Origin of the sequence: Entomomonas moraniae (assembly GCF_003991975.1) — a bacterium.
Lineage (GTDB): Bacteria > Pseudomonadota > Gammaproteobacteria > Pseudomonadales > Pseudomonadaceae > Entomomonas > Entomomonas moraniae.
On the sequence record NZ_CP029822.1, the window covers coordinates 2108879 to 2132664 of the forward strand.

Here is a 23786-nt window from a genome sequence, read left to right on the forward strand (position 1 = left end):
ATAAAAGAATATGTAGATGATCATGATTATCATTGTGGGCATAATCATATTCCTTTTAATAGCAGCATGTTAACGCAAGAGGAGCAACGTAAAGCTTCTCGCCAGTTAGTTTTAGCCATGATGGCTATTGGCTTATTAGCCTTAGGGCTATATTGGCGCTGGTTTATGCCTGAAGGTAATGGTGTTTCTCAATTATTATTTGGTGCATCTTCCTTATTAGTGGCTTTTCCTATCTTACGTTCAGCTTGGTATAGCCTCTTACATCAAAGCTTACATGGCATTACTGATCAGTTAATTGCATTAGCAATGATTGGCGCGTGGGCTGTAGGTGATTTAATGACTGCTGCATTACTTCCTATTATTATGATTTTTGGGCATATTTTAGAGGAGCGAAGTGTACTAGGCTCTCATGAAGCGATTGAAGCGCTCAGTAAACTAACTCATAGCCAAGCAAGACGAATACTAGCGGACGGTAGCGTACAGTTAGTCAATAATGACCAATTAGCAATAGGTGATTTAGTTGAGGTAAAAGCGGGCGATAAAATTCCCGCTGATGGCAGAATTTTAGAAGGACAAGCCAGTTTAGACACGGCCTCTATTACAGGGGAGTCTGTTCCTTTAGAAGTATCAAAAGGCATGGATGTATTTGGCGGTGCGATTAATTTAGATGGTTTATTACGTATAGAAATCACGCACCCAAGTGAAGAGTCAACTTTAGGTAAAGTAATTAAATTAATGCAACAGGCAGAGCGCTCTAAACCACCTATTACAAGGTTATTAGAGCGTTATGCGGGTAGCTACATGATATTGGTGTTATTGGTTGCTGCTATTACTTGGTTTATTACCAATGACTCACAAGCCATGTTAGCCGTGCTAGTGGCTGCGTGTCCTTGTGCGTTAGTGCTTGCTGCGCCAGCTACTGCTATTGCAGGTGTTGCTGTGGCGGCAAGGCACGGTATATTGATTCGTAGCTCTGCCTTTTTGGAGGAAATGGCTGATTTAACCTCATTGGTTATAGATAAAACAGGCACATTAACCCGAGGTACCTTGCATTTGCAGCATGCTCAAATTAATGGAAATGAAGATAAAGCAATACTGTTTCGTTTAGTTGCGAGTTTAGGTGCTACGAGTAATCACCCTGTTAGTCGCGCATTATCGTTATTAACCCCTAGTGAGGACTATTATCCTTTAACTAATATTACTGAAAAACAAGGCTTAGGTGTTGTTGCTGAAACCGATATGGGAGAGGCTGTTTTAGGCCGTCCTGAGCTATTTATGGCACTTAATATCAGTGTTCCTGATGTTCCTCATCATGATGGTCCTATAGCAGGACTTGCTTTAGCAGGTAGTTTTCGCGGTTGGTTATTATTAGCCGATAATTTACGACCTGAAGCCGTAGAAGCACTAGCTGATTTACGCCAGTTAGGGCTAGGCCGGCAATTATTGCTTACTGGTGATAGACAGAGTGTGGCAGATATTATTGCTCATGATGTCGGTATTACCGAAGTAAAGGCACAAGCACTACCGGAAGATAAATTAATCTGTGTGACTGATGAAATAAAAAAAGGCTTTCGCCCTATGGTGGTTGGTGATGGTATTAATGACTCCTTGGCACTTAAAGCAGGTGTTGTAGGGGTAGCGATGGGAGCAGGGGGGGCTGATATCGCAATGTCCTCGGCAGACGTAGTATTGATTGGTAGTGATTTACGTCGTTTAGGAACAAGTATTCGATTAAGTCGACGTTGTCGCCATACTTTACAAACCAATGTTATTATTGGCTTAGGGTGGACCTGTGCAATTGTAGTAGCAGCTACTTTTGGATTATTAGGCATAGCGGGCGCTATGATAGCAGCTATTTTACATAACATCAGTACCTTGTTAGTTCTGGGAAATGCTGGTCGTTTGTTACGTTTTGATGAGAGCTTAGATCAAAAAGATAATAAAAATTAGATCGTTATTCATTGGGATTTCACGTTTACGGTTGCTTTAAAGAAAGTAAAAAGACTTTTTCTCTCTTTAAACTCAATCGATTGCTTTGTATTAATTATTTATTGTGAATGGATAAAATCGATTTTAGGACAAAGGGGTTCAAAATTCTTTTTTTTAATCAACTGGAATGTATCAATCTGATGGATAGCAATGATAGCTCAGTCTTTCATTTCTCATCTTTTCCAGATAATCGCCATCTCACTAGAAATGGCTTCTCTTAATTTAATACCCCTCTCCTTTTTTATCTTACACATCTGTTGAGAGTTTAGTTCAAAAATTAGTACATCTAAGTTTAGGTAGTACATCATTTATAGTGCTGCTTGTAATGCGTATATTTACTTTTAGTTTTTTTGTCTATCGTTATTATTGTAGGGCTGAAGTATAACTTTTTTATTCAGATAAAGATAAGATCAGTGCAGCTTATAATCATACCAAATATATTGATTAGCATAGAATTATGGAGCAAGGCGGGAGTATCAAAAGTGAATTATATTTTTTTTAGAATAAAAGGTCTTAAAGAATAAGGGGGAAAAGTCAATTTAAAAGATAAAAAAACCTTTCTTCATATAATGGTTTTTTATCCCAATGGGCTTAAAAAAACACATTATAGCTCTTATCTTAAATTTTTTATCCCATGTTTATTAATGATAATTTTTTAATATTTGTATCAGAAATGATGCTGTAAATTATCTCACTTCTGCATTCATAATCAATTAATAAATTCAGCTCAATAAGAGTATGATATAAGTAAAGTTTGATTGTGAAATTGATAGATGACATCAATAACTTATCAAAATAAAACGCCTCTTTTCTAAAATAATGGAATTTCTTTCATGAGAATAAAAAAAATAGCTCTGATTTTAGCATCTTTAATCGGTATAACAAATGTCCAAGCACACACAATCACTAAAGAAAACTTTATTTGCCCGATCGGAGGAAAAGAATTTTCTCAGATAATGGACAGTAGTGGCACGTCCTTTGGACGAATGCTGGATTTAAAACCTATTGGTCCAATTGCGGCTCCATGGAGTCTAGCTGTTTGTCCAGATAATCAATTCGTAATGTATAAAGATAAGTTTACTGATGATGAGATTAAAACTTTGACAACTTACGTTCAAAGCTCAGAATATAAAAAAATTATCAATGAAGAAACTTATTATAGGGCAGCGCAGTTGAAAAGAGTAGTCCATGAACCAACAGGCGATATTGCTCTGACTTTACTAGAAGCTACTTGGCAGTCACCAACTTTACCTTATCTGCAAGAAGCGCTTGATGAGTATAAAAAATACCTCCAACAACTTGAATATGACAAAAAAACAGCTGAATTTACTAATAACGAATCGTGGATTAATGCTGAATTAATTACACTTGAGCTCGAACGCCGTACAGGACAATTTGATGCAGCTAAACAACGCTTGAAAAGATTATCAGATATCGAAAGTTTCAACGATGACTCCAAAGTCTATAAAAAGATTTTGAATTTACAGAAAAAACTGATTGATCAAAAAGACAAAAACCAGCATCAAATACCCGCAGGAAAAAATTAAAATGAAACTTGCTTTTAAAATCCGATCAAACTTGAACTGAATTCGTGCTTTTATAAACAGGCCTTAATAAAAAAACTGCAAAGACTTTTTTGGTACTTGCAGTTTTATAATGATAATACAGAAAGTATGAAAACTATTTATTTGCTTTTAATCCCATTGCATCTTTAATGATAAAGAATAAATCTGTCTGATCGATCAAACCACTTACATTAGCAGCAGATGGGCCAAAAGCGGCTATTCTAACTTGTGTTCCAGTATGCTCTTGGCTGTCTGTTTCGCTTGTTGCATAGCTAATGGTCATTGGTGAACCATCTTTAGTTTTTAATTTTTGAGTCAAGCCATAGGCAGGACTATCTGCAGGAATAATTTGTGTAGCATGTGCATGGTCAGCCGTTACCACTACTAAAGTATCCCCTGTTTTCTTCGCAAATTCTAATGCCACTTGAACCGCCTCATCTAAATCAGCAGTTTCACCAAACTGTCCACAAGGATTAGCTAAATGTGCTTGCTTATCAATCGAAGCTCCCTCAACTTGTAAGAAGAATCCTTTTGGATTATCACTTAATAGTTCAATGCCCTTTTTAGTCATATCCGCTAAAGTTGGAATGTCCGTCGTTCTTTTGTCATTAACCTTACAAGTAATCACCTCATTTCCGTCTAAATTACCATGGTATTTAGCTTGAGGGCCTATCCAACGTGCAGGCATATTCCCTTCAGCAAAAAGCCCCAACAGTGGCTTTTTTTGGTCAGCTTCTTTAATGTTTTTTAACTCATTTGCATTAGTTATTATGGTATAGCCTCTTTCTTTAGCCTGCTGCTCTAAAGTTTTCCCTTTCCACTGCCCTGCTTTCGCTATTTCTTGAAATGTCTTAGCCCCCCCCCCCAAAGTTACATCGGCACGGGTATTAATTAATTGTTCAGAAATAGAACCTAATCCATTATTTTCTAACGCATTTATTGCACATAGTTTACTGGTTGCTTCTGGCCCATAACACTTACGAGCAATAACATGTGCATACTGTGCGGCAGGAGTTGCATCTTGTATTTCTGCGGTAGAAATATTACCTGTTGCTTTGCCATTTTCTTTAGCCAACTCAAGTAATGTTTTATGAGGCTTTTCGTACACATCAACACCTAATGCGCCATTATAACTTTTAACCCCTGTTGTCCATGCTGTTGCAGATGCAGCGGAGTCCGTCACATAATTAGGTAATTTCGTTTTCTTATCTAAAGAATAATGTGTATATGAGCCTGTAAACGGTAGTGCATCTAACCCTTTAAAATAACCACCTGCACCTTCTACATAATTTCGAGCAGCTGTAATTTCAGAATCTCCCATACCATCGCCAATTAATAAAATAACATTCTTTGCCTTACTTTGCTTAATCAGTTTTTTTAAAGCCTCACTTTGATCACCTGTTAATCTTTTCGCTCCTCCAAACGCTTTTATATCACCTACCGCTTGACGTTTAAAAAGAACATCATCACTGTTGTGGGCAAACGTTATCTGACTCATGAGTACTGCAGAAAGAAGGATGATGGGAGTATTTACAGACTTTAATTGCATGCTTGCTTCCTTTAATAGATTAAAAAATATTTAACAGGAAACATCTTATAAAATGATTATGTCATTTTAATGACAATCATTATTTTATTTTTTTGTAGTACATCTATTTTATCAAACATACTTAACCATAAAAGTTTTCCATTTATTTTACCCATCCTCCCCGCCCACTTTACAAAAAAATTACAAAAATAATATTCAGTATCATAAAACTGTCATAAAACTTTGCTAGTTTAAAAATAACAACATATTGGAATTGGATTAATACGTTTAACTAAGGAGTATCCCATGCCATCTTCAAATGATCCTATACATAAGTTTACTTTTTGTATTTTAGCAAGTTGCCTTTTTATCAATACATTGACCATGGCTAGCGAGCAAGTAAAAGAGTATCCTGCTACATTAGCAGGTCACGCTATACTTCCTGCTAATTCTTTTATTGCTACGCCTGACGATGCCCCAGAGAACTTACAAAGTAGTGGCAAATACATTAGCAGTGTACGCAATGAAAAGTTAAACAGTGCAGAAGGATTATCAGAAGGCAGACCAACTGGCATATTTTCCCCATTCAAAGGCCAACCACAACAAGGGCACTCAGGAATTAAGCGCATGAAGGATGGAACATACTGGATCATTACCGACAATGGTGCTGGAACGAAAGAAAATTCCCCAGACTTCATGCTCTACCTAAACCATTATGATGTTGACTTTAAAACGGGTCAGTTCAAACTACTCGATACAGTATTTTTACATGATCCTGATAAAAAAATACCTTTTCATATTATTAATGAGTCAACACAGAAAAGGTATCTTACGGGAGCAGACTTAGACCCAGAAAGTTTTCAAATTATCGATGGTAACTTTTGGATAGGAGAAGAGTTCGGACCTTATCTCATCAAAGCAGATAGAACTGGAAAAGTATTGGCACTGTTTGAAACTACGGTTAATGATAAAGTTATTAAATCTCCTAATCATTACTCTTTAAAAACACCTAACACACCTCAAGACAAAATAAATTTTGACATAAAGCGCTCAAAAGGCTTTGAAGGCATGGCAATGTCACCAGATGGTTCAAAACTTTATGCCCTCTTAGAAGGGCCAATATGGCAACAAGATAAAAAACAATATGAAAATGACAACAATCAAAACTACTTACGTATTTTAGAATTTGATGTAGCTAAAGAACAATGGACTGGACGCTTTTGGAAATACCCACTCGCTCTAAATAGCAACGCAATTGGTGATTTTAATATGATTAACAATACACGTGGCCTCATTATAGAACGTGATGATGGTGAGGGTGTAAAAGAAAAAGCTTGTATAAATCCAAAAGACACAAAACATTGTTTTAATAATCTTGCAGCCTTTAAACGTGTATATTTAATAGAGCTGTCAGAAAAAAATGTTAATAACACCGTTAACAAACTTGGTTATATTGATCTGCTAAATATCAAAGACCCTAACAAATTAGCACGTAAACCATTAAATGAAGGGGTATTAAAGTTTCCATTTTTAACGATAGAAAATGTTGATATTGTTGACGGCAGTCACATAATTGTCGGTAATGATAATAACCTACCATTCTCAAGCAGTAGAGACCCTAATAAAGCAGATGATAATGAACTCGTCTTATTAGAAGTTGGCCAATTGCTTAATGCAAAATAGCCTTAACATCCTTTTTAAAATGTATTAAAACAATGGAAAATCTATGCTAAACCGATCGATAAAAACAGCTATTCTTATTACATCAGTCGTCAATATTCCAATAATTATGGCAGATGAGCCACCCACAGAAATTAAAAGCCCATTTCTTAAAGAAAGTGCACAAGCAAGAAGTCAAGGTTTAATAAAAGACAGTAAACTAAATGTTCTTATTCGAAACTTTTATATCAATCGAGACTTCAGAAACTCAAGCCATAATTCATATGGGGCAAAAAAAGCACAAAGTTATCAAGAGGAGTGGGGACAAGGATTTATAGGAACTTACCAATCAGGTTTTACTCAAGGAACTATCGGTTTCGGCGTTGATGCTATTGGTATGTATGGTTTTCGACTTGACTCGGGTAAAGGACGTGCCGGAGGGCAGCTCTTCCCAAGGAATGGGAATAAAAAACCTGAAAAAGATTTCTCACGAGCAGGCGTCGCTGCAAAAGCACGCCTATCAAACACCATCGTAAAATATGGGGAACAAATGGTTGCAACCCCTGTATTTGATACTAACGATGGTCGCCTACTTCCAGAAACAGCAACAGGACTATTGATAGAAAGTAATGAAATAGACAAATTACAGTTAACCTTTGGACGTTTTACTGCGTTATCAGCGCGAAATCAAAGCGGTCAAGACACTCAAGTAAACTCAATGCTTGGTTATAAACAACACAATGGTAAAGGACTCAAACGCATTAATTTCGCAGGAGCAAACTACCGATTTACTAATAACCTTCTAGCAAGTGCTTACTTCTCTGACGTCAAAGATTTTTGGAAGAAACAATATTTAGGTGCGGATTATGTTTTACCTCTAACCAATGATCAAGAACTAAACTTCAACTTTGATTACTACCATGTCAAGGCACAGGGTGATATGAAAAGAGTCTATAAAATAGACTCTAATACATGGTCATTAACAGGTGCTTATACAATCGATGCACATACGTTTTTAATTGGCTACCAAAGCTCATCAGGCAAAGGTGGTATGCCTTATGGTGTTGAAGGAAAAGATGCTGTATACCTAGGAAATTCATCACAAGTCTCAGATTACAATAACGAAGGTGAAAAATCTTGGCAAGCTAGTTATACGATCAAACTCGATAAGTTTGGACTACCTGGTTTAAGCATCATTAACCGCTATGTAAGAGGAGATAATATTGCTAACTCATGGACTAAGTTAAAATCAGGCAAAGGTAAGGAGTGGGAATATAATTTAGATGCACGCTATGTAGTACAAAGTGGCCCAGCTAAAGATTTAAGTTTCCGCGTGCGCCATGCAACTTATCGTTCATCCGCACTAGATGACCGTAACGAAGTACGCCTAATTGTTCAGTATCCTTTAAGTATTCTATAATTTCATTTAATTTAAAAGTGTCTAGATAAAGACAATGTATTTAGGCACTCTATCTATTATCTATCTAAAATTTGCATCCCACTTTATTTGCTAGTAGCTTTTAAAGAAAACAAACTGGGTATTTAACCAACTTACAATTCCGGTTATGCCTAACCTTTAATTCTATGCTTTAATATTCTCATTCTTTTACTCTGGTCTTATTATTATGAGAAAACAATATCATTTTAGAAAAGTTAAAAATGATACTTATATTTGGAGCTAGAGGAGCCTTATTGGTATCCAGATACTCATCCTACGACCCAAGAAATTATCGAGCATCTGCAATACACGAAGCAGATTTATCCTACCTCATTATTTTATGTTCTCAAGGACGGTTAGTGGATGGGATGCATCGAGTGGCTAAAGAAAAATTATTAGGTAAAGAGGGAGTCCTTGCTGTGCAATTTGAAATGGACCCAGAACCAGACTTTATCAATGTGAATGAAAATGATCTTATTTATGATGTTAAGATCATAATGTAATACATACAGTATTTCTTGATTGCCTTATACCCTCTTACCAAAAACATAGAGGTATAGCATAGGGTGTTAAAATACTTTTCTTTGAGCAGATAAACCACCATCAATGGTAATAATAGTACCAGAAATATAACTAGCTCGTGGTGAGGCTAAAAATAACAAGAGATCAACTACTTCTTGTGGCTCTGCCGGTCTACCCAAAGGGAAATGGCTAAATGGATTTTTCACTTCTTTATCATTCCCTTTATTATTACCCGTTTTAATATGAGCCATCATTTTACTGATACGCTCTGTTTTAACAGGCCCAGGGTTTACTCCTACCACACGAATGTTATCATTAAGGCTACTACTGCCTAACGCCTTAGTAATAGCCATAAGCGATGCATTACAAGCAGCGCCCTCTATATAGTTAGGGTCACAAACCTCTCCACCGCTACCAATATTATTAATAATAACTCCGCCCCCTGCTTTTTTCATAGCATGATAAACAAGACGTATCATATCAATATAGCCAAAGCCTTTTAGTTCCCAACCCTCCCGCCATTTTTCAGCAGAAATAGAGGCAAGGTTCCCTGCGGGAACAACCCCTGCATTATTGATAAGAATATCAATATGCCCCGCTTCATCAACAATACACTGGCAAGCACCTTCTTCCGTCATATCAATAGCAGTATAACCAACATTAACACCATACTTTTCTCTAATCTGTTGAGCAATCGCTTCTAACTTATCGGCCGAACGGGAAACCAAGTGAATGTCACATCCCTCATGCGCAAAAGAAAAAGCTATTCTTTCGCCAATACCTTGCGATGCACCTGTAATCAGCATCTTTTTTCTCTGTAAATTAAGTTCCATGCCCTTACCTCTGTTTTTTAAAGATTATCATTTTGCATATTATCTCCCTATAATATTAATCTTTTGTGAACATTGCTCAGTACTCATTAATTTATTAATAGATTTTCTAAAAAATATGGCTCAGATCATTAACTTTATTAATCATCTGAGCCATTCTCTTACATCAGCTTTTACTTTTTAAGACGATAAGCAATCACTGCATCGCCCTCTTTTGTACCTAAAGACCCATGACCACCGGCCGCAATAATGACATATTGCTGGTTATCACTTCCCATATAGGTGGCTGGCGTTGCTTGTGCCCCTGCTTCTAATTCAACTTCCCACAATAGCTTACCTGTACTTATGTCGTAAGCACGAAAGAAGTTATCCGCCGTAGCCCCATGGAAAACTAAATCACCTGCAGTTATCAATGGCCCACCATGAGCAACCATTCCCATAGGAAATCCAATAGGGAAACGTGATGGTAAAAATGCAGTTTTTTGATTTTTAGTGTTCCCTACACGACGCAACCATTCTGTTTTACCTGTTTTAAGATCAACCCCCACCATTCTTCCCCAAGGAGGTGCAATACATGGAAGTCCTAAATCAGAAGCGAATTGCTGAATATTTATGGCATAGCTGCCTTCAAAGTTTTCATTCCAATAAGGTTGTCCCACTTTCGTAATAAAGCGTGTTGTTTCTGTCTGCGGAGTACGCTTGATTAAATGATACTTGTAGGCTAAACGAACAGGTGCTGCAATTAAAATTTGCCGCTCTGGATCTACAGCAACAGCCCCCCAATTAAACACACCAATATTTCCCGGAAAAACAATAGAGCCTTTTTCTGTAGCGGGTGTCCAAGGATTACCATCGTAGCGCATTGACTTAAAGTCAATACGACAAGCTAATTGGTCAAAGGGTGAAATACCCCACATAGATTTTTCTGTTAAAGGATCAGGAATAAAGGTTAAGGCAGAAACAGGTTGTGTAGGTGATAAAGTTTCGCCTGGTACAGAACTATCTGTTGATACTTTGTATTGTTTTACGGGATAAACAGGCTTACCTGTTAAGCGATTAAGCACAAACAAATTACCTGTTTTTGTTGGCAGGATAACAACAGACTCTTTTTTACCCAAATAATCAATGTCTAACAACGAGGGTTGGGAGGGGTTGTCTCTATCCCATAAATCATTATAAGAAGATTGAAAAGCCCACTTTAAAGCTCCCGTGTTTAAGTCCAAAGCGGCTAGTGTATCGCGAAATTTCTCTGTATTACTTTGGGGATCGCGTTGGTTTCCTACCTCATCAGGTGAAGCATTGCCAAAAGGTACATAAACAATATTATTTTTTAGGTCAGCACTGAGCGTACCCCACGCAACAGGGGTATCTTGAGGGTAGATAGCTTCTTTTGGAATAGGCTGAGTATCCCTAGGATAAGCAGGATCAAAGTTCCAAACTAAACGACCAGTTATTGCATTGTATGCCCTAATAACACCCGAAGGATTACCTTTATTATAGCCATTATCCATCACAGAACCTCCAACGATCACTAAGTTATTAGCAACCAATGGGGCGGCTGTTTGCATTAAGGCATGAGGACGTACTTTTCCCATATTTTCATGTAAATCGATAATACCATTTTCACCAAAATCACTGCATAATTCGCCAGTATCAGCATCTAGAGCTACTAATTTGGCATCGGCTGTTGCCTCAAAAATACGCTTTTTACAAACTTTTGAGGTTTCAATATCTGTGTTAGCTTCTAGGCTTGTTCCATCAAAATAGCTAACCCCTCGACATGTTTGGTGTTGCTGTAAATAAGAGCGATTTTTAGTTGGCTCATATTTCCACTTTAGAGCTCCTGTCTCAGGGTTTAATGCGTGAACCTCATTGTGTGCAGTGCACAGATATACTGTATCATTTACTTTTAGAGGGGTTGCCTCAAAGGTATATTCCGTTGCATCCGTTTTAGGGTCACGTAAATCTTTGGTATGATAAACCCAAGCCACCTCAAGGTCTTTCACATTATCTTTGTTAATTTGTTTAAGATTTGAGAATCTTTGGCCTGTCGGGCTACCTCCATAAGCAACCCAATCATTATCTGGTAACTGATGACCCGACTCATCTCGTGCATTTAAAATTTTTCCATGCATGGGATAAGGGTCATAAAACATTAATCCACAAACAAGTAAAACCATTATACCAACGGTTGTGCCTAAAAAAGGATGAAAAGAACGCTTAGACTGCTCATCAACCCCTGATGAAAGAGACCTTACAATCCATGGCATTATAAGCCACAACCCAATTAAACCGATAAGATCGCCACGCGGTATCCATAGCCATTTATCAAAACCTGCCTCATAAATAATCCAACCTAACGTCACCCACATCAAAATGGCGTAAATTGTTAACGCGATTCTCTTTTTCAAAAATAAGGCTATGGCTGTAATAATAATACCCACAGCCATGACAATATAAAACACTGTGCCCCCTAATAAGGCCAGCTTTACTCCCATATACAATAAACAAATGCCTATGATCATAAGCACAAGACTCGTCAGTTTATTTAACATATCCGAAACCTCTATTTTTATTAATTTATTTTTTAAAAATGACAAAGGCACTTAAATATACTTCATTATTCCAGAAAAGAAATATAAACCAATTTAGTCTTAACGCTTTATATTCGTATCTTTGTCTGTCTATCATTTTAATTTTTATTTTTTTTACTTGCTCTTAGTCAAAAGAACTAATTAATAGTTCATCTCAAAAAATATTTTATGAGTACAAATACTATTACCATAAAAGAACTTGTCAATCTATGAAGTATCCATTCTAGTTTTGTAACATCTTATTAACTATAATTCATTTTGAGTATCATCTGGCCATTTTGTTAGACAGCCTGTAACTTAAACCAACGTTTTAGGGCAGACAAGAATTTAGAATACATTCAATTAATTAACAGACAATTAAGGTTCAATTTATAATGGAAAAATTTAGAGTTTCCGCCACTGGACTTTCAATGAATTATATGCCTGAGTATGTGGCTCAAGAAATGGGATTTTTTGAGGAAGCGGGTATTAAAGTTGAATCCTATGTCCCCTCGCCTTGGACAAAATGCTTAACAGATATTGATACCAATATCGCTGAAGCGGTTGTAGGTGGAATATGGGTACCGCTAGTTTATATGGATCGCATTGCTAACTACTATTCTTTCGCTAAAATTGCCTCTCGTTGCCCTCTCGTTATTGTATCCAGAGAACCTATCAAAGGTGATTTCTCTTGGTGTGCTATGGAAAACAAACGCGTTCTCGTATCAGGCGGTGATGGTGCCAGCCATTATCTCTCTGTTGCTGGTTGCGCTAAAGAAGGTGGAGCTGACATTAAAGCCATTCGCTTTATTCACGACTTTTCAACCTCAATGATTATTGAAATGTTCTTAGGTGGTTTCGCTGATTTTATTGTACTACAACCTGATATGGCCAATAAATTTATTGCTGACGGATCCGCTTACTTATATGCTGACCTTTCATTGAGAGGTGGCATTATTCCTTGGAGTGTATATTACGGTACTGAGGCATTATTCAACCACCCAGCAAACCTTGCAGGAAAATTTTATACAGGATTACAAAAAGGAACTACTTGGTTATTAGAGCATGGTGGCGAAGGGTGTGAAAAAATCATTGCTCGCAATTGGCCACATGTAAAACTTGAAGACGGTATTGCCACAATCAATCGTTTCTGTAAAGAGGGTATGTGGACATCATCCATTGAAATAACCGAACAAGAACTCACTCGCTGGCAAGGATTTTTAGTAGAGGGTGATATTCTTGATGCACCATTACCCTACGATCAAGTTGTCAAGAAAGTAATTTGACCCTTTAATTGACCTACCCTATTTAAGGCTACAATCATGCAAAAATTTTTAAAGTTTCTTAATGGATTATCGGGCAGAATCATCATTGGGATGATTCTTGGGGTTATTGTCGGGCTCTTAATTCAGGCGTATAAAACAAACTACACTATTACTTTTGGGCTAATTACCCAAATAGATTATAATGCATTATCTACAATATTAGACTCGACCCCTACCTACCTTGATATGCTGGGAAAGATGTTCCTCAATTTAATGAACATGTGCATTCCTTTCTTGATTTTTGGCTCAATAGTGATGTCTGTTTCATCACTTGACTTAAAAGAGTTTAGTAGCATAGGAGGCAAGACACTATTACTATTTCTTATCACAACGGCTTGTGCATCCTTTCTTGCTGTTCTCATATCTTACTTCTTACCTTTTGCTAGTGACCCAGTACAAGCAGCAAAAGCTATCGCAGAAGGACACGCAACCCAACAAGTCAGTGTAAAAGCTATTATCTTAAACTTCTTCCCAAGTAATGTGTTTGTTGCGTTCACCACTCCTATAGTATTACAAGTAATTGTTTTTGGTTGCCTATTTGGTCTTTGTATTAACATGTTAAAAGATACTGTACCGGGCGTTTCAACCCTATTGGAAGTGACCCTAGCGTTCCGTACCGTGATCATGAAAATTATCACACTTGTTATGTACATTGCACCTATCGGTATCTTTGGTATTTTATCTTTCACTATTGCCGACAAAGGGTTACATACGCTGATCTCTTTAGGCCAAGTTCTACTTTATATTACGCTGATTAATATCATATTTTTAGTTCTATACTTTTTATATATTTCGATCCGCTACGGTTTAAGCATAGGGATGTTAGTAAAAAAATGCGCTAATGTGATTATTTTTGCAATGACAACAACTTCAACTGCGATGAGTTTACCTATCGCAATGCAAGATGCAAAATATCTCGGGGTTAAAGAAAAACTGTCTAACTTTATTTTACCCCTTGGTAACTCTTTAAATACTAATGGTGGACCAATCACTAACGTTGTGATCATTGTTGCAGCGATGTCCTTAAGTGGTACACCAATGGATATTACGTTCTATATCTTATTAGGTATATATGCAACCATCGCGGCCTTTGGTAATCCAGGTGTAATTGGTGGTGCCCTTGTTTCATTAGCCGTTGTTTGTGATTTAGCCAAAGTTCCATTAGATGTTGCAGTTATCTTCTTTGGTGTTGACTACTTCTTAGGAATCACCCGTGTACCCTGCAACATTATGGGTAGTATTTTCTGCTCTGTCATGATGGCTAAAAAACGTGGTGAGTTTGATAAAGAGATATTTAATACTCCGCTTGAACAATTGAAACAAGCTGAAACCAAACAATAATCGAATATGGGTAACATTACGACTTATTGCTATAAAATAGCTACAAAAGCAAACAGAAATTGAGGCATATATGAGTACATTTGATTTAATCATTAAGAATGGCTTGGTTATTTTGGATTCAGGCGAAGTTTATATTGACGTTGCCGTTAAAAATGGAAAAATAGCTGCTATTGGCTATGATCTTGGTGAAGCAAAAGAGATTGTGGATGCTCAAGGTCTTATTGTGAGCCCAGGGATGGTTGATGTTCATGTTCATATGATTGATCCAGGCGGCATCCGTGCTGACTGGGAAGGCTATGTCACAGGAACTAAGGCTTGCGCTAAAGGTGGTGTAACTACTTTTATTGAGATGCCTTTGAACCAACTTCCAGCAACCATTGACAGAGAAAGTATTCAAAAGAAATACGCAGCAGGTAAAGACAAAATCTATGTTGATGTTGCTTCTTTTGGTGGTTTAGTGCCACACAACCTTAAAGGTGGTATCCAAGAACTTGATGAAGAAGGTGTGGTAGGTTATAAATGTTTTATGACAACATGTGGAGACCCTAATATAGAAGGAGACTTTGATAAAGTTGACGACTACTCTATGTACGAAGGGATGAAGCAAATTGCTAAAACAGGTAAAATTTTAGCTATTCATGCAGAAAATGGGATCATTGCTAACACACTAGGTAAAGCGGCCCAAGCACGTGGTGAAACAACACTGGCAGACTATGTCGCATCACGCCCTGTTTTTACAGAGGTTGAAGCTATTCGCCGTTCTATTTTCCTGGCAAAGGAAACAGGCTGTCGTATTCATATTTGCCACGTAGCCTGCCCTGAAGGTGTCGAAGAAGTGATTAAGGCACGCGCCGAAGGTATTGATGTTACTTGTGAAACATGCGTGCACTACTTATATTTCACAACGGATGAGCTTGATACCATCGGCATGAATGCAAAATGCTCACCACCTATTCGTGATAAAAAAGCGCAAGAAGGATTATGGAAATACGTATTTTCTGAGGGTGTGATTACGGTTGTATCTGACCACTCACCTTGTACTCCTGAAATGAAAGAACATACTAATGCATTCCGTGCATGGGGTGGCATATCTGGCATTCAAAATAATGTCGATATTTTCTTCGATGAAGGGGTTCAAAAAAGAGGACTTTCATTAAAAGCGTTTGCGGACATGATCGCTAAATTACCTGCTGAGCGTTTTAACCTATCTGCTAAAGGTTCTATTACAGTGGGCAAAGATGCAGACTTTGTGTTGATTAAACCAAATTCATCTTATATTCTGCAAGCTGAAGATCTTGAATATCGCAATAAATTTAGCCCATATGTTGGCAAAACAATTAATGCACAAATTGCAAAAACTTTCTTGCGAGGCCAAATGATCTACTCACAAGATAAAGGTGTTGAGAATAGTGCAAAAGGTGTCTTTATCCGTAAATAAGTACAAAACCATCCTAAAAAACCCTCTTTTTAGAGGGTTTTATTTTATTTAGCAATCATCTTAGTGGCTTTCTCTAACCTAAAAAAATACGATGAATCATCTCCTGAAAGTCATCAGATGCCTGTAATAACGGCCCTTACAAGAGCACTTCTCAATATTACTTAATTAATAATTGATCTAGGCGATTAAATCAATATTAAGCATGTAGTATGATAGGATACTTAGCATATTGATAAAAGATAAGAAAGATTATGGAAACACTGAGTATAATCAGCATTCTTTCTAAACCTTAAGGTTTATTTTCCTTCTGGAACAATCTATTTCTTATCAGAAAAACATTACAATACTGTTCTGAGTAATTTTTTTCTTCTTTTATGCTTTATTGTAATGCCACACCACCATGATTATTTTTTCTATTTGCGCTTAGCAAACTCTGGAAACAATATGTCAAACCCAATGACCTTAGCGCATTATCAATCTTATTTGATTAAAAATTGATTTAGGTAATTAATCTGCACTATACAACTTACAGAGAAGGATATACAATAATCAAATAGTTTTTTATAAAAGGTGTGTTTTTTATAAAATGTTTTTGTTAATAGTGGCTTTATGAAAAATTTTAAACCAATCAATCAATTCTACTACCTAAATGCATCATTTTCATTTACCTACCTTTATCTTGTTTTTACAAAACTCACCCCCATATTCCAATCGATTCTCTTACTAAAAATAACAACAATACATCAGCTATTTCCACGTAGTATTTTTTTAACACGCTTACACAAAGCAACTCAAGTCTCGTTGTTGCAATACCCCGCCAACAAGACTGCTTTTTTTCCAACACAAAAAGGAAATGTATATGACAAACTTAACTGAAAAACAAACAGTTGCATGGAAAGGATTCAAAGGCAATAATTGGCAAAATGAAGTAGATGTACGGGACTTTATCCAGGCTAACTATACTCCTTATGAAGGAGATGAATCCTTCCTAGCAGGCGCAACCGAGGCCACGACAAAATTGTGGGGAGAGGTAATGGAAGGTATTAAAGTTGAAAATGCAACAAAAGCGCCTTTAGACTTCGATACAAGCCTTATCTCTACCATCACTTCACATGATGCAGGCTATATTGATCAAAAATTAGAAACTATCGTTGGGCTACAAACGGATAAACCTCTAAAACGTGCCATTATGCCAAATGGTGGTATCCGTATGATCGAAAGTTCTTGTAAGGCTTATGATCGTACATTAGACCCTGAAGTCTTAGAAATTTTTACAAAATACCGTAAAACACACAACCAAGGTGTATTTGATGTTTACACCCCTGAAATCGTTGCTTGCCGTAAATCAGGGCTTATCACAGGGTTACCTGATGCCTATGGTCGTGGACGTATTATTGGTGACTACCGCCGTGTAGCACTTTATGGTATTGACTTCTTAATGGCTGATAAGAGAAAACAATTTGACTCATTACAACCAGACCTAGAAAAAGGTACTGATCTAAGAGAAACTATACAGTTACGTGAAGAAATCACTGATCAATACAAAGCATTAGGCGACATGAAAGTCATGGCAGCAAAATATGGGTTTGATATTTCTGGCCCTGCTACCAATGCGCAAGAAGCTATTCAATGGACTTACTTTGGTTATTTAGCCGCTGTTAAATCTCAAAATGGTGCGGCTATGTCTTTAGGTAGAACTTCTACTTTCTTAGACATTTATATTCAACGTGATCTAAACAATAAAGTTATTACAGAAGAACAAGCACAAGAATTCATTGACCACTTTGTCATGAAACTTCGTATGGTTCGTTTCTTACGTACTCCTGAATACGATGAATTATTCTCTGGTGACCCTATTTGGGCAACTGAGTCAATTGGTGGTATGGGATTAGATGGACGTACTTTAGTGACTAAGAACTCCTTCCGTTTCTTAAATACTTTATACACCATGGGGCCATCTCCTGAGCCAAATATCACTGTCTTATGGTCTGAAAAACTTCCTCAAGGCTTCAAAGAATTTGCTAGTAAAGTATCTATCGATACCTCATCATTACAATATGAAAATGACGACTTAATGCGTCCTGACTTTGATAATGACGACTATGCAATTGCTTGTTGTGTTAGCCCAATGGTTGTGGGTAAACAAATGCAATTCTTTGGTGCACGTTCTAACCTTGCTAAAGCACTCCTTTATACAATCAATGGCGGCGTAGACGAAAAATCAAAAGCACAAGTTGCGCCTAAAAAATCGCCTATGCTAGATGACGTCCTTGATTATGATAAAGTCATGACAGGGTTAGATTCGTTGATGGATTGGTTAGCATTACAATATGTGACTGCATTAAACTGCATCCACTACATGCACGACAAATATAGCTATGAAGCCGCATTAATGGCACTACATGATCGTGATGTTTATCGTACTATGGCCTGTGGTATTGCTGGGTTATCTGTTGCTGCAGACTCCTTATCTGCCATCAAATATGCCAAAGTTAAACCCGTTCGTGATGAAAATGGCATTGCTATTGACTTCGATATTGAAGGTGAATACCCTCAATTCGGTAATAACGATGCACGTGTCGATGACATCGCCTGTGATCTTGTTGAACGCTTTATGTCTAAGATCCGTAAGTTAAAAACTTATCGTAACTCAGTTCCTACACAGTCTGTGTTAACCATCACATCTAATGTGGTTTATGGTAAGAAAACAGGTACTACACCTGACGGTCGTCAAGCAGGTGCTCCATTTGGTCCTGGTGCTAACCCAATGCATGGCCGTGATAAAAAAGGTGCTATTGCATCACTTACCTCAGTTGCTAAACTTCCTTTTGCTTATGCTAAAGATGGTATTTCTTACACCTTCTCTATCATTCCTAAAGCACTTGGAAAAGACGATGGTATCCGTAAAACAAACCTTGCTGGCATGATGGATGGATACTTCCACCATGAAGGAAAAATAGAGGGTGGGCAACATCTTAATGTCAACGTATTAAACCGCGAAACATTATTAGATGCTCAACAACATCCTGAAAAATATCCTAGCTTAACTATCAGGGTATCAGGCTATGCTGTTCGCTTTAACTCTCTAACAAGAGACCAACAAAATGATGTTATTAGTCGTACATTTACTGAATGTATGTAATATATAAATAATAACTGGCATTAGGGAAAAGACTCCTCTGGAGTCTTTTCTCAATTCTATAACACTAATAAAAATTCAAAGAGTACAATCACTATGCATGCAGAGCCTATCCAAGGTAGAATTCACTCAATAGAATCTTTTGGTACCGTAGACGGCCCTGGCATTCGCTTTATCGTCTTTTTCCAAGGCTGTGTCATGCGCTGCCTCTACTGTCATAATCCTGACTCACAAAATATGAAAGCAGGACGTTTAATCACCGTTGAGGAGCTAATGTCTGAAATTGTTAGCTACAAGCACTTTCTCACAAAAAATGGAGGGGGCGTGACAGCATCAGGTGGGGAAGCTATTTTACAACCTGGATTTGTAACAGAATGGTTTAAAGCATGCCATAAAGAAGGTCTAACCACTTGCTTAGATACTAATGGCTACGCTAAACACTTCACACAAGCGATTATTGATTTAGTAAAAGAATCTGACTTAGTCATGTTAGACTTAAAACAAATCAATGATGAGATCCACAAAAAACTAACAGGAATATCTAATCGCTACTCTATCGATTTTGCAAAATATTTACACCAACAAAATAAACGGACATGGATACGCTACGTAATCGTCCCTGGTTGGAGTGATGATAATGCCTCAGCTCACTTATTAGGTCAGCTTACTGCACCAATGGATAATATTGAAAAGATCGAACTACTACCATTTCATACTCTTGGGGCACACAAATGGAAAGAGCTTGGCTGGAAGTTTGAACTCGAAGATGTAAAACCACCATCAACTGAAACAATGGATCGTATACAAGCTATTATCGCAAGTTATGGTCATACCGTTACTTACTAGAATCTTACTTATATTAAGTACTGGTTCTATAACAACTCAGCCATACAACGGCTAACAAATATGGGGATTATTATTCTTTGGTTTTATCCATAAAAGAGACCAAATATAATCCCCCTCTTAAATGCTATAAGTATTTACTACACTTTTTACCAAATTGTCAGCAATATTTCATCTACAACTAGGCTCATATTTATTCATTGGGTTATAGTTCAATGAATGTTATGCTCATTTATTTTCAAACACCACCAACAGTAATATATTGATAAATATATAATTATTATCATCTCTCCTTCTCAAAAAAGCACTTTCACAAAAAAACTTTGGTTACAATATAAACAATAATAATAGCCCCCAAATGATATTAATTATTATTTGCATAAATAATGGAATAGAAATAATATATGTACCTGATAGTATAATTTAATCGAGATATTAAACGCCCTATAATCCGTAATACGCTGTAATAAATTCACTAATTCATTGATATATCTAGCATAATGCGAAGTGATTATCCCTGTTATTTTCTGGAGAAAAAAATGAAGTTGCGTTCTTCGAGTATATTTTTAACCGTAGGGATGATGTCTTTAACAAATCTTGCCATCGCAGACACAGTAGAAAGCCAAAAGGATGCGAAAGGATTTATAGAAGATAGCCATCTTGAAGTTATCAGCCGTACCATGTACATGAGTAGCAATCCCCGACATGGTGGGTATTACTCACTAGGAGGAACAGCAAAACGTGAAAAAGACACGGGGCAAGCAGAAAACTCAGGAACAAGTCTCATCGGTCTCTATAGCTCTGGCTACACACAAGGAACTGTAGGTTTTGGTGTAGATGCTATCGCAATGCAAGCTCTCAGTTTCGATAATGGCCGTGGACACAGCGGTGATGATAATAATAATATGTTCTCATCTGATGGAAGATCAGGCCGTTCTCAAAACTATATATCAAAGCTAGCGCCCTCATTGAAACTACGTGTATCAAAAACAGAATTAAAATATGGGCAAATGATGGTTGACACCCCTGTATTTGCAACACAAGGGATTGACGACAAGCTATTACCTCAAGATGCTACAGGGTTCTTTTTAAGCAGTAAAGAAGTTGATAAATTAACCGTGAATGCGGGGTACTTTACAGCACTGCGTGAACAAGAGTTCTCACACAATGACTCCGTCACACAAGACAGTGACTTCTCACCCAACGGGGAGACTCTTAGAAGAGCAATATTCGCGGGGCTTGAATACCAGTTTACAGACAACTTATCAGGCCAAGTATACGCATCAAGAAATAAAGATTTCTGGCGCAAATATTATACTAACTTAAACTATACCTACAATATAAATACAGATAACTCCGTCAACTTTGACTTTAATTGGTATAACACAAAAAGTATTGGCAAAGGCTATGCTGATGTTATACGTAGCAATGGTGATAATCGCCGAATCAATTCTAACTTATGGAGTTTAGCTGCAGCCTATACCTATAAAGTACATACATTCACGCTTGCTTATCAACGTAATTCAGGGCGAGGTGGATTAGGTGGTTACTCCTACTTATATGATGTCGATGGTGGTGGTGCAATTGCTGTTGCCAACTCTGTACAGTACAGTGACTTTAAATCTGAGAACCAACGTTCATGGCAACTTGGTTATAACTTAGATTTCTCAGACTACGGTGTTCCTGGTTTAAACTTTGGTATTTTATATGTAAAAGGTACCGATGCAGTTAATGCCAACCAAAATAACCGCCATAACGGTAAAGCATGGGAACGTGATATTGATATCAGCTATACAATACAAGAAGGTAAAGCAAAAGACCTAAGTCTTGCACTTAAATATGCTACATACCGTTCAAACTTTGATGGCAGCAACGATTACTCAGTCAATGGAAGACACAATGCCCATGGCCGTAATAATGTTGATGAGGTTCGTGTCATCCTCCAGTATCCTTGGTCTATTTTATAGTTATTACTTCTCTTATGAATAGGATATACCCTATTCATAAGAGCCCCTCCTCGTTTTAAAACCCTTACTTTCAGCCAAACAGCAATAATAAACTCAATAGTTATTTCAACCAGCTAGATTATTAATTATTCTGCACCCATAGCTAAGCCATAAGCACAACTCATGTTTAAACGTTAGAAATTAATTGAAAGTATTTCTTTAGTGGACTTACAGAAGGGAATATCGAGGACATAGATTTGAAGCTATAGTATTTTCAGAAAACAGTAGTAGATAAATTATCTACTACTGTTCAAACTATCTGTCAAACACTATAGTTATTCATTGTAAGCATTTTCACCGAATACAACGCTATCAATCTCACTTTCATCTGCTGAGGCTAAGCGTACAGGGGTCACTTTATCAATAATCCATAATATAAACAGTGTAAAAATAAACGACCAAACACCTGCAAAAATGACAGCAGTAAATTGTTTTCCTACTTGAGCGAAACTACCGCTTTCCAATAATCCAGAAGGGCCAGAATGATTCCAAAGTGTAGCGGCAAATACCCCTACAAGAATAGAACCAATAATACCACCGACACCGTGTACACCAAATACATCAAGGGCATCATCTAAATGCTTTCTCACCAAAAATACAGCAACATAACATACTAAACTAGCGATAATACCAATCAATGCGGCGGATTGAATAGAGACATACCCTGAAGCGGGTGTAATAGTAGCAAGACCTGCAACGGCACCTGTTACCAAACCAACTAATTTTGGCTTTCCTGTATGGAAAGTTTCAATAAACATCCATGTAACGGCAGCAAAAGCAGCAGCAATATCGGTTGTAATAAAAGCAGAAACAGTAATTGTATTTACTTGTAACTCTGAACCCGCGTTAAAGCCATACCAACCAAACCATAATAAACCAGCCCCCAAAGCAATATAAGGGATATTATGTGATTTATCAGAAGAAGCCATACGTTTTCCGACAAAAATTGCTGAAGCTAACGCCGCTAACCCCGCCGTTGCATGAACAACAATCCCTCCCGCGAAATCCACAACACCCCATTTAGCAAGAAGGCCATTAGGGCTCCAAACCATGTGAACAAATGGGCAATAAACCAATAAAATCCATAATGTTAAAAATATTAAATAAGGTATAAATTTTACTCGATTAGCAAATGCACCGGTAATTAGAGCAGGCGTAATAACGGCAAACATCATTTGATAGCCAAAATGTACTAATAAAGGAATACCACCCTCATTGCCCGTATACATTGTATTAGGCCCAACATTATTTAAAAAGAAATAAGCTCTTGGATCACCAACAATACCATTTAAGGTAGGGCCAAAGCTTAAAGAATAACCAACGATAAACCAAAGAATAGCTACCCACCCCATCGATACAAAACTCTGGAACATGATAGTGACAACACTTTTCTTAGAAACTAGCCCTCCATAGAAGAAAGCTAACCCAGGTGTCATTAACATAACAAGACTTGTGCATAACAACATAAATGCGGTGTTAGGAATATCTAACGACATTAATTCATGCATTTTAAACCTCAATATTAAAATAGAATCGTGTGACTAGCGTATAACACTTTATTTTCTGTCTTAAATAATCAATTAGTAAAAG

16 protein-coding genes are annotated in these 23786 nt (G+C 37.2%); 12 read left to right on the top strand and 4 right to left on the bottom strand.

Translation table 11 applies throughout. The annotated features are described in order from the left end of the window. The first annotated feature begins 66 nt into the window (after positions 1-66). A complete protein-coding gene (locus DM558_RS09935; protein ID WP_127164872.1) occupies positions 67-1950 on the top strand; it encodes a heavy metal translocating P-type ATPase in 1884 nt (627 codons plus the stop codon). Between the two features lie 872 nt (positions 1951-2822). Beyond that, positions 2823-3536, top strand: coding sequence for a hypothetical protein (locus DM558_RS09940; RefSeq protein WP_127163886.1), 714 nt, complete (start codon positions 2823-2825; stop codon positions 3534-3536). 133 nt (positions 3537-3669) lie between these two features. On the opposite strand, the gene phoA is transcribed toward DM558_RS09940, so the two are convergent. Next, positions 3670-5103 (bottom strand): alkaline phosphatase, encoded by a 1434-nt coding sequence (gene phoA, locus DM558_RS09945; RefSeq protein WP_127163887.1) that lies wholly within the window; start codon positions 5101-5103, stop codon positions 3670-3672. A 285-nt stretch (positions 5104-5388) separates the two neighbouring features. On the opposite strand from phoA, the gene DM558_RS09950 reads away from it, so the two are divergent. The 3 genes from DM558_RS09950 (at position 5389) to DM558_RS09960 (ending at position 8682) form a co-directional block, all read left to right on the top strand. Continuing rightward, complete coding sequence (locus DM558_RS09950) at positions 5389-6765, top strand: esterase-like activity of phytase family protein (RefSeq protein WP_127163888.1); 1377 nt, start codon at positions 5389-5391, stop codon at positions 6763-6765. A gap of 43 nt (positions 6766-6808) precedes the next feature. After that, complete coding sequence (locus DM558_RS09955; protein ID WP_127163889.1) at positions 6809-8161, top strand: OprD family porin; 1353 nt, start codon at positions 6809-6811, stop codon at positions 8159-8161. Between the two features lie 239 nt (positions 8162-8400). Next, positions 8401-8682 carry a hypothetical protein gene (locus tag DM558_RS09960; protein WP_228411732.1) on the top strand — a complete coding sequence of 94 codons (282 nt, stop codon included), beginning with the start codon at positions 8401-8403 and terminating at the stop codon, positions 8680-8682. Positions 8683-8748: 66 nt separating this feature from the next. On the opposite strand, the gene DM558_RS09965 is transcribed toward DM558_RS09960, so the two are convergent. After that, complete coding sequence (locus DM558_RS09965) at positions 8749-9534, bottom strand: short-chain dehydrogenase/reductase (RefSeq protein WP_127163890.1); 786 nt, start codon at positions 9532-9534, stop codon at positions 8749-8751. Between the two features lie 170 nt (positions 9535-9704). Then, on the bottom strand, positions 9705-12086 hold the full coding sequence (locus tag DM558_RS09970; protein ID WP_127163891.1) for a membrane-bound PQQ-dependent dehydrogenase, glucose/quinate/shikimate family: 2382 nt from the start codon (positions 12084-12086) through the stop codon (positions 9705-9707). Positions 12087-12499: 413 nt separating this feature from the next. Between DM558_RS09970 and DM558_RS09975 the strand changes: the two genes are divergently transcribed. The 7 genes from DM558_RS09975 (at position 12500) to DM558_RS10005 (ending at position 22157) form a co-directional block, all read left to right on the top strand. Continuing rightward, complete coding sequence (locus tag DM558_RS09975; RefSeq protein WP_127163892.1) at positions 12500-13390, top strand: ABC transporter substrate-binding protein; 891 nt, start codon at positions 12500-12502, stop codon at positions 13388-13390. A 36-nt stretch (positions 13391-13426) separates the two neighbouring features. Further along, complete coding sequence (locus tag DM558_RS09980) at positions 13427-14770, top strand: dicarboxylate/amino acid:cation symporter (RefSeq protein WP_127163893.1); 1344 nt, start codon at positions 13427-13429, stop codon at positions 14768-14770. 70 nt (positions 14771-14840) lie between these two features. Next, the gene (allB, locus tag DM558_RS09985) at positions 14841-16208 is read left to right on the top strand and encodes an allantoinase AllB (RefSeq protein WP_127163894.1); all 1368 of its coding nucleotides are present in this window, start codon (positions 14841-14843) and stop codon (positions 16206-16208) included. A 609-nt stretch (positions 16209-16817) separates the two neighbouring features. Beyond that, on the top strand, positions 16818-17084 hold the full coding sequence (locus DM558_RS09990) for a hypothetical protein (RefSeq protein WP_127163895.1): 267 nt from the start codon (positions 16818-16820) through the stop codon (positions 17082-17084). Then, on the top strand, positions 17068-19350 hold the full coding sequence (gene pflB / locus DM558_RS09995) for a formate C-acetyltransferase (protein ID WP_127163896.1): 2283 nt from the start codon (positions 17068-17070) through the stop codon (positions 19348-19350). Before DM558_RS09990 ends, pflB begins: the two co-directional genes overlap by 17 nt. Before the next feature lie 93 nt (positions 19351-19443). Further along, on the top strand, positions 19444-20193 hold the full coding sequence (pflA, locus tag DM558_RS10000; RefSeq protein ID WP_127163897.1) for a pyruvate formate lyase 1-activating protein: 750 nt from the start codon (positions 19444-19446) through the stop codon (positions 20191-20193). A 536-nt stretch (positions 20194-20729) separates the two neighbouring features. Continuing rightward, positions 20730-22157: an OprD family outer membrane porin gene (locus tag DM558_RS10005; protein ID WP_164731438.1), complete on the top strand. Its 1428-nt coding sequence runs from the start codon at positions 20730-20732 to the stop codon at positions 22155-22157. Positions 22158-22471: 314 nt separating this feature from the next. On the opposite strand, the gene DM558_RS10010 is transcribed toward DM558_RS10005, so the two are convergent. Beyond that, complete coding sequence (locus DM558_RS10010) at positions 22472-23704, bottom strand: ammonium transporter (protein WP_177412509.1); 1233 nt, start codon at positions 23702-23704, stop codon at positions 22472-22474. Between the last annotated feature and the right edge of the window lie 82 nt (positions 23705-23786).

Excerpts from the sequence above, each read along its gene's own strand:
- DM558_RS10010 (WP_177412509.1), bottom strand. The coding sequence starts at position 23,704 with ATGCATGAATTAATGTCGTTAGATATTCCTAACACCGCATTTATGTTG.
- phoA (WP_127163887.1), bottom strand. The coding sequence starts at position 5,103 with ATGCAATTAAAGTCTGTAAATACTCCCATCATCCTTCTTTCTGCAGTA.
- DM558_RS09960 (WP_228411732.1), top strand. The coding sequence starts at position 8,401 with ATGATACTTATATTTGGAGCTAGAGGAGCCTTATTGGTATCCAGATAC.
- DM558_RS09940 (WP_127163886.1), top strand. The coding sequence starts at position 2,823 with ATGAGAATAAAAAAAATAGCTCTGATTTTAGCATCTTTAATCGGTATA.
- DM558_RS09965 (WP_127163890.1), bottom strand. The coding sequence starts at position 9,534 with ATGGAACTTAATTTACAGAGAAAAAAGATGCTGATTACAGGTGCATCG.
- allB (WP_127163894.1), top strand. The coding sequence starts at position 14,841 with ATGAGTACATTTGATTTAATCATTAAGAATGGCTTGGTTATTTTGGAT.
- pflB (WP_127163896.1), top strand. The coding sequence starts at position 17,068 with ATGACAAACTTAACTGAAAAACAAACAGTTGCATGGAAAGGATTCAAA.
- DM558_RS09935 (WP_127164872.1), top strand. The coding sequence starts at position 67 with ATGTTAACGCAAGAGGAGCAACGTAAAGCTTCTCGCCAGTTAGTTTTA.
- DM558_RS09975 (WP_127163892.1), top strand. The coding sequence starts at position 12,500 with ATGGAAAAATTTAGAGTTTCCGCCACTGGACTTTCAATGAATTATATG.
- DM558_RS09950 (WP_127163888.1), top strand. The coding sequence starts at position 5,389 with ATGCCATCTTCAAATGATCCTATACATAAGTTTACTTTTTGTATTTTA.
- DM558_RS09955 (WP_127163889.1), top strand. The coding sequence starts at position 6,809 with ATGCTAAACCGATCGATAAAAACAGCTATTCTTATTACATCAGTCGTC.
- DM558_RS09990 (WP_127163895.1), top strand. The coding sequence starts at position 16,818 with ATGAAAAATTTTAAACCAATCAATCAATTCTACTACCTAAATGCATCA.
- DM558_RS09970 (WP_127163891.1), bottom strand. The coding sequence starts at position 12,086 with ATGTTAAATAAACTGACGAGTCTTGTGCTTATGATCATAGGCATTTGT.
- DM558_RS10005 (WP_164731438.1), top strand. The coding sequence starts at position 20,730 with ATGAAGTTGCGTTCTTCGAGTATATTTTTAACCGTAGGGATGATGTCT.
- DM558_RS09980 (WP_127163893.1), top strand. The coding sequence starts at position 13,427 with ATGCAAAAATTTTTAAAGTTTCTTAATGGATTATCGGGCAGAATCATC.
- pflA (WP_127163897.1), top strand. The coding sequence starts at position 19,444 with ATGCATGCAGAGCCTATCCAAGGTAGAATTCACTCAATAGAATCTTTT.